This is a genomic window from Arenibacter sp. 6A1 (genome assembly GCF_012272855.1).
Lineage (GTDB): Bacteria > Bacteroidota > Bacteroidia > Flavobacteriales > Flavobacteriaceae > Arenibacter.
In genome coordinates this window covers 104,823-115,834 of the sequence record NZ_JAAXCQ010000014.1, presented here as the reverse complement: position 1 = coordinate 115,834, position 11,012 = coordinate 104,823, and the positions used below count along the sequence as shown (strand labels likewise).

The 11,012-nt window shown below is 39.2% G+C and carries 7 protein-coding genes; 3 read left to right on the top strand and 4 right to left on the bottom strand.

All coding sequences use genetic code 11. From position 1 onward, the window contains the following. From HCG49_RS13495 to HCG49_RS13485, 3 genes are all read right to left on the bottom strand, one after another. Window positions 1–1,577 (bottom strand): alpha-N-acetylglucosaminidase (locus HCG49_RS13495; RefSeq protein ID WP_168470063.1); only part of this gene is annotated, 1,577 nt, incomplete at its 3' end. A gap of 40 nt (window positions 1,578–1,617) precedes the next feature. After that, window positions 1,618–2,454, bottom strand: coding sequence for a sugar phosphate isomerase/epimerase family protein (locus HCG49_RS13490; protein ID WP_168470062.1), 837 nt, complete (start codon window positions 2,452–2,454; stop codon window positions 1,618–1,620). Between the two features lie 76 nt (window positions 2,455–2,530). After that, complete coding sequence (locus HCG49_RS13485; RefSeq protein ID WP_240938698.1) at window positions 2,531–3,262, bottom strand: phytanoyl-CoA dioxygenase family protein; 732 nt, start codon at window positions 3,260–3,262, stop codon at window positions 2,531–2,533. 85 nt (window positions 3,263–3,347) lie between these two features. On the opposite strand from HCG49_RS13485, the gene HCG49_RS13480 reads away from it, so the two are divergent. Then, complete coding sequence (locus HCG49_RS13480) at window positions 3,348–4,226, top strand: AraC family transcriptional regulator (protein ID WP_168470061.1); 879 nt, start codon at window positions 3,348–3,350, stop codon at window positions 4,224–4,226. Between the two features lie 69 nt (window positions 4,227–4,295). On the opposite strand, the gene HCG49_RS13475 is transcribed toward HCG49_RS13480, so the two are convergent. Next, complete coding sequence (locus HCG49_RS13475; RefSeq protein WP_168470060.1) at window positions 4,296–5,177, bottom strand: AraC family transcriptional regulator; 882 nt, start codon at window positions 5,175–5,177, stop codon at window positions 4,296–4,298. Between the two features lie 154 nt (window positions 5,178–5,331). Here HCG49_RS13475 and HCG49_RS13470 point away from each other — a divergent pair, with 154 nt between their 5' ends. Together HCG49_RS13470 and HCG49_RS13465 are read left to right on the top strand one after the other, a co-directional pair. After that, a complete protein-coding gene (locus HCG49_RS13470) occupies window positions 5,332–6,735 on the top strand; it encodes a sugar porter family MFS transporter (protein WP_168470059.1) in 1,404 nt (467 codons plus the stop codon). A 95-nt stretch (window positions 6,736–6,830) separates the two neighbouring features. After that, on the top strand, window positions 6,831–10,073 hold the full coding sequence (locus HCG49_RS13465; protein WP_168470058.1) for a glycoside hydrolase family 2 TIM barrel-domain containing protein: 3,243 nt from the start codon (window positions 6,831–6,833) through the stop codon (window positions 10,071–10,073). The last annotated feature ends 939 nt before the right edge of the window (window positions 10,074–11,012 follow it).

The window sequence follows — 11,012 nt, the reverse complement described above, 5'->3', positions numbered from 1 at the left end:
GCTTCAAAAATACGGGGATCTTTGTTTATGGTTCCTGTAGACCATGATCCACTATTGCCTTGAAAACCAAAGCGAGGATGGTCTGTCATAGTTCCGTAACTAGTTTTCCTAAGTAGCTGCCATGCTTCAGCCATGGCCGTCGGTGCAGCTCCGTAGCGCGCTTTTGCATAATCAACGTACCAATTGTCCAAATCAATAGCTTCGCGTGTCCATGCCATATCGGACACTAGTTCAAAGGTGACCTCATTATTTTCTATTCCTTCGGGGGCAAAGCCAAAACCAGCATTACTATTATAATAAGGAGATTTTAAAAGCGCTATTGGGTTTGTAGCATAATAATCGTGTACACCTGTATGTCCAGTTTTTCCACCACTATTGAGCATAAAGCCATACACCCAGGGTTTATTGTTATACCCCTCGAAAACATCATAGTTAAATCCGTTTTTATAAGCGATACCGTTATACTCATATGCATAATCGAGAATCATTAATTTGTCATCAGGAATTTTACTAAAAAGAGCATTCGTTGTTTCCTTGTTCCAGATATTTCTTTGATAAGTAAACATCCATCCCTGAACTACCCAAACGGCATCTGGGTTTCCAGATTTAAGGGATTCATAGATAGAACTTCCGTATTCGGCCAAAAGCTCGGTTACCGGCCGATCTGTTTTTGGAAGGTCCATTTCATTAAAACTATCGGCAAGATAATATTTTCCTTTTCCGAATTCTCTTTCCCACTCCTCGATAAAAAGCTTTCCTATCTTATCAAACAAAGGTGTTTTTGGACTTATGAGGGCTCCTTGGTATTTTTCCGGAAAACCTCCCCAATTTACTTGTAATAGCTCATTTTCTGGATACAACCTACTAATATCCTTTGGCACAAATCCGGCAAAGGCGGGAAGAATAGGATTCATCTTAAGTTCCTTCATCCTATTCAATATTTTGTGCTGCAGTGCTATTTGACCATTATGCCATTCTTCTGTCAACAATTCACCACCAAGGTTATTTACATTCCCCATACGTTGCCATGGAAGTAATGAGGGCGCTGTATAAAAGGCATCTATTTCGTCTTGCGTTAACCCCAGCTTTTTCCATACGCGTGTTGCAATTGCTTCATTGGCAACTAAGGCTAAAGGAAAATTCATTCCGTGCAGGGCCATCCAATCTATTTCCTTTTCCCACCGTTCCCAGTCCCAGTAGGGTGTTGAATATCCAAAAGCACATACATTTAAATAATATCGGTTCTTGTATGGGGAGGTAATTGTTTTTTCTACTTCGGGCAATTCCTCTGGAATATTGATGTTTTTCCCAGACCAACTTATCATGGAGTTTGTGGTATTTTTTAAATAGTCATAAGCTCCCCTGGTCATTGTCGTAGGTGACGTAGCTGTTATTACGACCTTGTTGTTTTCTACCTTTATGGCATAAGTATCCAAGGAATCCTTCTCCGTATATTTAAAGCTGAATTTAGAGGCGTGTTCCGCTCCTAAGGTTCTATAAAGGACCTCTTGGGCCGCCTTTTCTTCCGGATTTTGATCCTTCTCGGGGGTACAAGAGCCTACTATTAAAAGTAGCATAATTAATTTTAATCTGAACATGATGCTAATGGCGTTTATCTTAAGTATTAAAAGTTTGAAATAGATTTCTGTAGTTCTCTACAATTTCCTTTCGAATGAATTGATTGATTTCCCATTGGTCACATATCGGTATTTGAGTATTTGTCTTATATGGTGTATAGGGATGGGGACCATATTCGGGAGTGACCGTAACGAAGGGGCGTTTATTTTCCAAGGCATGTGTTATCATTAACCCCCACCATTCGTTGAACCGGTCTAGCTCATTTTTGTAATTTACATCTCGAGGATCTATGACCTGCGGACTCTGGGCCGACCCCACACGAGCATGGATATGATAGGTGTGTTCAATGGCCTTATCTACTGCTGTTGGCTGATTTTCTAATAAAGACTCGGCAACGCAACACCAATGCGAAAAGTCAGAGGTAAGTTTCAAAAAAGGATAATCCTCCAAATAAGACAAACAGGCGTGAGCAGCAAAAGAGAAGCGAGAACGATGGGTTTCATGAGTTATTGTAATACCGGTTTCCTCTTCTATTTTATGGGCCAGTTCTATTAACCCACCATTCTGAGCCCGCGAATAAAAGTCCATACCTGTATGGGAGTTTATGAATAATGGATTGGCTTCAGCCAGATTGTACAAATGTCTTTTATACATCTCCTGATGCTTTTTAAAATCGGCCTCCTTGGTTTCCCAATGTTGGGCCACAAAATCCAATTCAAAATCTTTCAACATAGCACAAATTTCACTTTTCCGGGAACCGTCCATCGGCAGATCTATTTCTACACCATGGTAACCGGCCTCTTTTACCTTATTTAAAAAAACAGGCCATGATACTTCTGAGCTGCCCCAACGGGGGTATATAAATTTAAGGTTCATTTATTTCTACTTGTTTTCAAAAGACACCATAAGATTTAGAATTTAATTAATGGGAAATCGGATGATAGGAATTAAATCACTTTCTCTGCTTTCTCTCTCCGGTATGATCTACCCCTTGCTCTCTTTCCAACGCGATCATTTTTATGGGCCTAAAATTTAGGATCAGCGCACGGCGTTGGGTATCTGTACTGTTTCCTTGGCTAAAATGCAGGGTAAATCCATCATGAAAAGTGCATCCGCCGGGATGAAGCGGCATACTCTTTGCCCCATCGGTGTCGGTTTCACAATAAAGGGCCCCTCCATAGGGCAGGTTTTTATGTGGGAGCACAGAATCTCCTTCCTTTTTAGGTATAAACCACATACAGCCATTTTCTTCAAAGACTTCATCCAAGGCGATCCAACAACTGGCCGATCTTTTATCGGGCATATCTATCCAATAAGCAGCATCTTGATGCCAAGGGGTTGGAGAATTTGTATGGGGAGCCTTATTGATCATCATATCAAAGTCAAGCTCCATATCATCTCCAAGCAATTTCTTTACAAGTTCCAATGCTTTTTCGTAGGCCCTATGTCTCAGCAGTTCGGGATTTACCGTACTTGGTCTCATAATTTGTGTAATACGCTCTACTGTTTTGCCAGAGGTATTGTCCGCACCGGCAAGATCGCTACGTAGGTGAGCCGTTGCTATTTTGTCCTGGAGCAAATTATCATAAATAGCTCGTAAGGCTTCTACCTCCGCTAGGGTAAGCAAAGTATCTATCTTAGTAAAGCCTTGATTCGTAAATTCTAATCTTCTAGTTTCCATCATCTTGTTTAAAGAATGCCAAATATGTAACTATAATCATCAAAAGTCTATAAATTTTGTACTATATTACTTTTTTATACATTTTTTGATGGAATTAGAAAAGCAAGAAAGAAGCGTATATAAGCTTCAAGATTACGGCATAAAAAGAGGCCTTTCTTTTGGTCATTATAAATACAATAGGGTACAACCGGGACTAGAGCAGCATCAACACAAAGGAGCTTTGGAGATTTGCTTTTGTATGAATGGTCAACAACACTATAAGATTGGAGAGCAATTATACGAACTCAATGGTAATGATATCTTTGTAGTGCCTCCAGATACTATTCACAGTACGGGCGAATTCCCCGAGGATAAAGGCGAACTGTTTTGGATTCAGCTTCTAGTAAACCCGTCTAAAGGCAAACTTTGCAACCTGCCTAAAAAACAAACAGAATTTTTGCTGAATGGCCTTTTAGATACATCGGGAAGCATATTTAAAGGTTCCTTTCAGTTAAAATTGATCTTGGAAAAACTGATTGAATGTCTTGAAAATGTAGACTCCACCCTATCCAAAATACAATTAGATCAGTTAATTGTTCAATTATTGCTAGAAACCCTTATTCTTTCTAAAAAACCACAGAAAACCACCCCTTCCATAAAATTGAATACAGTGGACAGTTTTATCTCAAAAAACCTAGATCGCATCATTTATGTTGATGAACTTGCAAAGTTAGTAGATATGTCAACCGGATATTTTAAAGCTTGGTTTAAATCAAATTCTGGAATGCCTCCTAAAGAATATATTAACCGGCTAAAGATAGATCGGGCCAAACAAGACCTATTAAAAGGAAGAAAGGTCACAGAGGTTGCTTTTGATCTTGGATTTGGTTCTTCGCAATATTTTGCCACTACTTTTAAAAAATTCACAGGATACACCCCAAAATCCTATGTTCGATCACAAATCATAAAAAAAATTAACCAGATCTAATCTAAAGTCTTAATGGAGGTTTATTAACAGGCATGCTTTCCTAAAAATCATCGCTATGCCAACCCTACTTTAATTTTCTAATTGGTCTCGGTATTTTTTTGGTGAAACCCCCATATATCTTTTAAAAATCCTTGAAAAATATAAGGGGTCATGGTAACCAAGTTTAAAACTTATCTCCTTTATATTCATGTCGGTAAATTTTATATACTCACAGGACTTTTGTATTTTTTTTAAATTAAAAAAATGAATCAGGGAATATCCTGTCTTTTTTTTAAATAGGCTAAATATATACGATGAAGAATAATTAAAATTACCTGCTATATCTTTAGAAGTAAACGACTTATCTAAGTTATTGATCAAGAAATCAATTATAGAATCTACTAAGTTTTCATAATCATTGTGGCTTACATTATTGATATCACTATAAATAAAGGAACTAAGGAAGTTTAAAGCCGAAAGATTCGCATATTCCATTTGAGGTTCGATATAACTACTGCCGTAAATTTTAAAAATTTGTCCGAACAAATTGATCCGTCCACTTTCAAAGGGAACTGTTATGGGTTTCTTATCGTTCGCGCAATATCTTTCGAATAAGCTAGCCACAAGAGCCCCATCAAAATGCATCCAATAAATGGTCCAAGGATTCCGATTTTGTGCCCCGTAGCTATGTTTGGTATTCTTGGGTATTATAAAAAATTGATTCGGCAAAACAGGTATAATTTCGTCATCCAATTTGTACCAGCCTTCTCCTTTTGTACAATAAATAAATATATACTCGCTTGCGCCTTTTTCCCGAACCCTTTGATGATGGTTTGCGTTAGGGTAATAGCCCAAATCCGTTATGTAAAAAGACCTTGTAATAGGGTTAGCACCTAAGTGTTTTTTCACCTCATTTGGCAGTACAATCATTCTTTGCCCCAAAAAACCCTCTTTGATAGTATAATTGTCCATATATTTCTACCCTTTATCTATTTAATAAATTACCTGTAAAGTATAATTTGCACAATTATATAATAATCCTTTGCGATTAAGAAATGTTTAACTTATTTAAATTTACAGAATCCTAAACATTGGGCCCAAGACTAAAGTCCATATAAAATACAACATGAACCATTCCCCAATAAACATCAAATACCTTTTGTTTCTCGCCTTGGTTTCCGCCATGGGCGGTTTCTTATTCGGATATGATTGGGTTGTAATCGGAGGTGCCAAACCTTTTTACGAACTGTACTTTGCCATAGCCGACATCCCTACCTTACAAGGCTGGGCCATGAGCAGCGCCTTAGTTGGCTGTGTTTTTGGCGCAGGGCTTTCGGCCGTATTAGCCGATACATGGGGCCGAAAGAACTCTCTAATCTTTGCCGCTGCATTGTATATGATCTCCGCATTGGGCACGGGTTTTTCCGATGGGTTTACCACTTTTATTGTCTTTAGGCTGATTGGCGGCTTAGGCATAGGCCTAGCCTCAACAATTTCTCCTATGTATATTGCAGAAATTGCCCCTGCAAAATATCGCGGACAATTGGTAGCTATCAATCAATTGACCATAGTGGTTGGGATATTGGCAGCACAGATAACTAATTGGGGTATCGCCGAAACCATTCCAACAGATTTTGGGCCTTCTGAATTAAACGCTTCTTGGAACGGCCAATACGGTTGGCGTATTATGTTCTGGGCCGAATTAATTCCTGCTGGACTTTTCTTTTTCCTAATGTTCCTTGTTCCCAAAAGTCCTCGATTTCTTGTAAAGACAGGTAATGAAGGTACCGCTTCCAAATTTTTAAAAAAAATAGGAGGAAGGGAATATGCTAAAAATGAGATAAGGAGTATGAAGTCATCTTTGAAAACAAATTCAAGACAAAAAATCACAGCTTCCGAAATAAAGGACAAAAAAATCTTGTCCATCCTTGGTATAGGCGTTGTATTGGCCATTTTTCAACAATGGTGCGGCATCAATATTATATTTAACTATGCCGAAGAAGTATTTACAGCTGCAGGCTATAGTGTTGGAGACATGTTTTTTAACATTGTAATTACAGGAAGTGTTAACCTCGTTTTTACTTTTGTGGCGATGATGACAGTAGAAAGCTGGGGTCGCCGGAAGTTAATGCTTTTCGGCGCCATAGGGCTGGCCGTGGTGTATGTTTTCCTTGGTGCGGCATATTATTTTGAATTCAGGGGGTGGCCCGTATTATTATTGGTATTCATGGCAATTGGCATTTACGCCATGTCTTTGGCTCCAGTTACTTGGGTGATACTCTCCGAAATTTTCCCTAGCAATTTGCGCGCAACAGGAATGTCTATCGCTACATTTTCATTATGGTTGTCCTCCTTTGTTCTCACCTTTACCTTTCCTATCCTGAACAACCTATTAGGTACTTATGGTACATTTTGGATGTATAGCGGCATATGTGTTCTAGGCTTTATTTTCATAAAAAAGAAATTACCGGAAACAAAGGGTAAAAGTCTGGAAGAATTAGAGTTGTGTATAAAAAAACAAAACCCATGAATACCGTAAAAACCTATACAGACAGGAATCCATTATAATTACGAATATGGGATCTAAATTTAATGTATTAAAAATCAGGTTAAAAACACCATAAAATGTATTGGAAAAAAATTGCTCTTATTGTACTTGCTTTTGCCTTTATAAATAGTCTAAAAGGGCAACACCAGACCATAAATCTTACCGGAAGTTGGTATGTACGCTTAAATACGGACCATCCAACTGTAGACAATTCCTCCGCGAGCAACAAAATGGAAGGCATTATCCAATTGCCTTCTTCCCTGGCCCAGCAGGGCTTTGGCATCAAAACTAAAGGGTCCGATTTTGGTGTACTTACCCCAGCGTATAAATATTTGGGTGTGGCCAGTTTTGAGAAAGAAATTGTCATCCCTAAAAACTGGAAAGACAAGCAGCTTACCATTTTCCTTGAACGCGTATTATGGCAATCCAAAATTTTTATCGACGGCAAGGAACTTAGCACCCAGGATGCCTTAGGAACTCCACATGTCCATAAAATTGGAAAACTCTCCCCTGGAAAACATCGGCTCGTTATTGAGGTGGACAATGAAATGATACACAATATTGGCGATAAGGGCCACGCCTATGGTGCCTATACCCAAGGTATTTGGAACGGAATCGTTGGAGCTATGGAGATTAGGGCACAAGACCCCACTTATATTCATAATGTAAGAACCTTTTCATTGCTCGACAAGGACCAGTTGAAAGTTGCATTGGAAATAACGGCCGAGCAAGAAGCAAAAACAACTATTGTACTTCAAATACAGGAACTGGGAAAACCAGCATTGGTTAAAGAACTGTCCGTTTCACAAAAGCTGACCTCAGGAACAAATAAATTAGAAATACTTATTGATCTTGATGGAAAACTCAAAAAATGGAACGAATTTGACCCTACGGTGTACACTCTTAAAACAAAGATCAAAACAAGAAAACATGAAGATTCCCATGAAACAGAATTTGGATACCAAGAGATTGGTCATAATGGTACTAACATTACGATCAATGGGGATCCTGTTTTCTTACGGGGTAATCTAGATTGCGTACATTTTCCGTTGACCGGCTATCCTTCTACAAAAGTAGAAGATTGGGTACGCATCTTTAAAACGTATAAGGAATATGGGCTAAACCACGCCAGATTCCATTCATGGTGTCCCCCGGAAGCAGCTTTTAAAGCAGCCAATAGGGTGGGCATTTATTTGCAGGCAGAAGCTTCCATCTGGATTGATTGGTGGATGAGCGAGGATATGAAAATAAAGGGAAGGCCAGAAATGGACACCAAAGGATATCCTAAAGGCTTAGGCCTAGATCCCATTCGTGATGCCTTTGTCATCGAAGAAATGAACAGGGTGGTAGACACTTACGGCAACCATCCTTCCTTTACCATGTTCTGCATAGGAAACGAATTGGGCAATTCCGATTTCGATATTATGAAAGAGTGGGTCGCAGATTTAAAAAAGAAGGACAACAGAAGGCTTTATTCCGTTTCTACCGCCCGTAACATCACCGAGGTAGATGATTATATGGCTACCCATTACATTCAGGGCGTTGGCCGTACAAGAGGACTGAACGGTGCACGAACCGACTGGGATTTTGAGGATGTTTATTCGCAAATGAACATTCCAATAATTGCCCATGAGATAGGGCAATGGCCAGTGTACCCTACTTGGGATGAAATTAACAAATATACGGGCGTACTCAAAGCTAGGAATTTAGAAGCTTTTAAGGAAGTTGCCGTAAAAAATGGTATTGCGGACCAGGATAAGGACTTTAAAATGGCTTCAGGAGCACTGAACCAAATCATGTACAAATATGAAACCGAATCATTTTTGAGGACTAAAAGCTGCGCCGGGGTTCAATTATTGAGTATCCAGGACTACCAAGGGCAAGGGGAAGCACTCATCGGTTGGTTAGATGCGCATTGGGACAGCAAAGGAATAACAACCCCTGAAAAATTCAAACAACATTTTGATGAAACAGTCCCCTTATTGCGAATGAAGAAATTTGTTTGGAATACGGAAGAAATATTTGAAGCCAGTGCACAGATTTCCCATTATGGGCAGTACCCCATCAAAGGAGGAGTTATTATTGCCAAGGTTCTGACCGATAAGGGAACGATTTTAAAGGAAGAAAAGTGGTCCATAAAAGATTTGGAAATAGGCAGCTTGACGGATATAGGAAGCTTTAATTTTCCTTTAAATTCTATTGATCGCGCACAAAAACTGACCATTTCCCTAGCCTTGGAGAATTCCCTTTTTAAAAATACTTGGGATATTTGGGTCTACCCTTCCCAATTGCCAACAACAGATGACAGTGAAATATATTTTACGCCCTCATTAGACAGCAAAGCATTGAAAGCCTTGGAGAAAGGCAGGAAAGTAATGTTATTCGCCAATCAATTGGGGACCGAAGAGAACAGTGTTGGTCTAAATTTCCATCCATTGTATTGGTCGTTGACATTCTTTCCTGGCCAGGGTAAAACAAATATTGGCCTATTGGTTCAGAACGAACATGCGGCTTTTAATAATTTCCCAACATCGTTCCACAGCGATTGGCAATGGGAACCAATCATGAATGCTTCAAAAGCCTTCGTTTTAAATAATACTCCAAAGGAATATAAACCCATAGTACAGGTGGTAGACGATTTTCACCGCAACAATAAAGAAGGTGCTATATTTGAATTTAAGGTTGGAAAAGGCAAGATTTTGGTATGTGGCTTTAATATTTCCGAAAATAATTCTCCCGTAGCAAAGCAGTTAAAACACAGCCTTGTGGACTATATGAAATCCGACGCTTTTACCCCTACCCTAGAAGTTGATACAACATTTTTGACAGCCCTTTTTCCTTTAATCCCTAAGGCTGTTGAAGCCACCATAGATGAAGGTTTCGACAATGATTTGTTACAGGTTAACTCGGCCGACTTATTAGAAGTAAAAAATACGGACGTTCAGTGGACCAAAGAGGTAGACCAAGTTGTTGTTCAAAAAGAAAATGTCACCTACAACCTACAATCAGATGGCGTTTGGAAGGATACTTATGGCAGTGCTTGGCACGGAGAAAAAATGACCCTTACCATAGATTGTCCTAGCGGTATATTAGGAAGTTTCTATGTATTATTCGACGATTGGAACCACCAAGGGCGGGAAGGATATATAGAATTCGAGGGCAGGAAAGTACAACTAGGCCCCCATAACACCCATGGAGGGAAATGGGTGAAATTCCATGTAATGAGGGAAGACAGTAATGACGGAAAGCTTGTTTTGAAAACCACGGCAACCAAGGCCAGTAACCTGATGATTCGAAAAATAGTTTTAGAGAAGGAATAAAACAAATACCCATGTTTTATTTTTAAAATTCTAAATGTTATACCCACACTTTTTACAAGACCAAACAAGGTGTGGGTCAACATTCACTCAAGCTCAACAGTTGGACCTGTATTTTAGGTGCCACCTACTTTTAAGATGGGTTCCCTCAAGTCAATCTTAAACTACCGCGCTTCCCTAGTGCCTACTTACACCATTGTCTGAACTCTTGTAAACCTCCCTGATTAGCCTTCGTTGCTGATTGTTTAATGTACCCCGCGTTAGGGATCGCAGCGGCATCCCCGAAGTGCAACGAGGGATATAGCGGAGTGCCCGACCGACGAAGGAGGGAACGCCCAAATTACTTCATTTTAGAGGAACAACAATATTGAATACCACGCAACTTTGGGTCTTGTATCATTTTAGATCTCCCTGTTGTATATGGACGTTCCCCTATCGGGTCGCTCTTTCCGCTGTATCTTTTTTAAAAGCCCTAAAGTCCTTTAAAAAAAGGATGCCGCTGCAATAGCTAACGCGGAAAACAGCCCCTCCCCCGACCGCCAGCGAGACTACAGGGCGATATGACTTTTTACAAAATATTGGACGAATACTTTTTAGGCATATGACAGTAAAAAGAAGACCTTAATATGTGTTCTCTCTCTACCTCTCGAATAAAACAAAATGATCGTAAAATTAAGACACCGTTTTTCCACCGCATCCCCAATATTTTATAACGCAAACACAGTTAAATACTCAAGATCCGATGATTATCATAATATAATGCATAATTACAGCCATAATGTCCATCGAATCAACCTATTATTTTAACTATTATTGACTTTTTAACAAAAACTATAAAATCATGAACATCAGATCACATTTCTTAAGACGATTCCCAAGTGTAAAATGAAGATATATTTTTGGAGAAAAACACAATAAACCAGAGATATTTTTACAATGATG

Coding starts and splice junctions, on each gene's coding strand:
- HCG49_RS13475 (WP_168470060.1), bottom strand. CDS start 5,177: ATGGACAATTATACTATCAAAGAGGGTTTTTTGGGGCAAAGAATGATT.
- HCG49_RS13470 (WP_168470059.1), top strand. CDS start 5,332: ATGAACCATTCCCCAATAAACATCAAATACCTTTTGTTTCTCGCCTTG.
- HCG49_RS13485 (WP_240938698.1), bottom strand. CDS start 3,262: ATGATGGAAACTAGAAGATTAGAATTTACGAATCAAGGCTTTACTAAG.
- HCG49_RS13480 (WP_168470061.1), top strand. CDS start 3,348: ATGGAATTAGAAAAGCAAGAAAGAAGCGTATATAAGCTTCAAGATTAC.
- HCG49_RS13490 (WP_168470062.1), bottom strand. CDS start 2,454: ATGAACCTTAAATTTATATACCCCCGTTGGGGCAGCTCAGAAGTATCA.
- HCG49_RS13465 (WP_168470058.1), top strand. CDS start 6,831: ATGTATTGGAAAAAAATTGCTCTTATTGTACTTGCTTTTGCCTTTATA.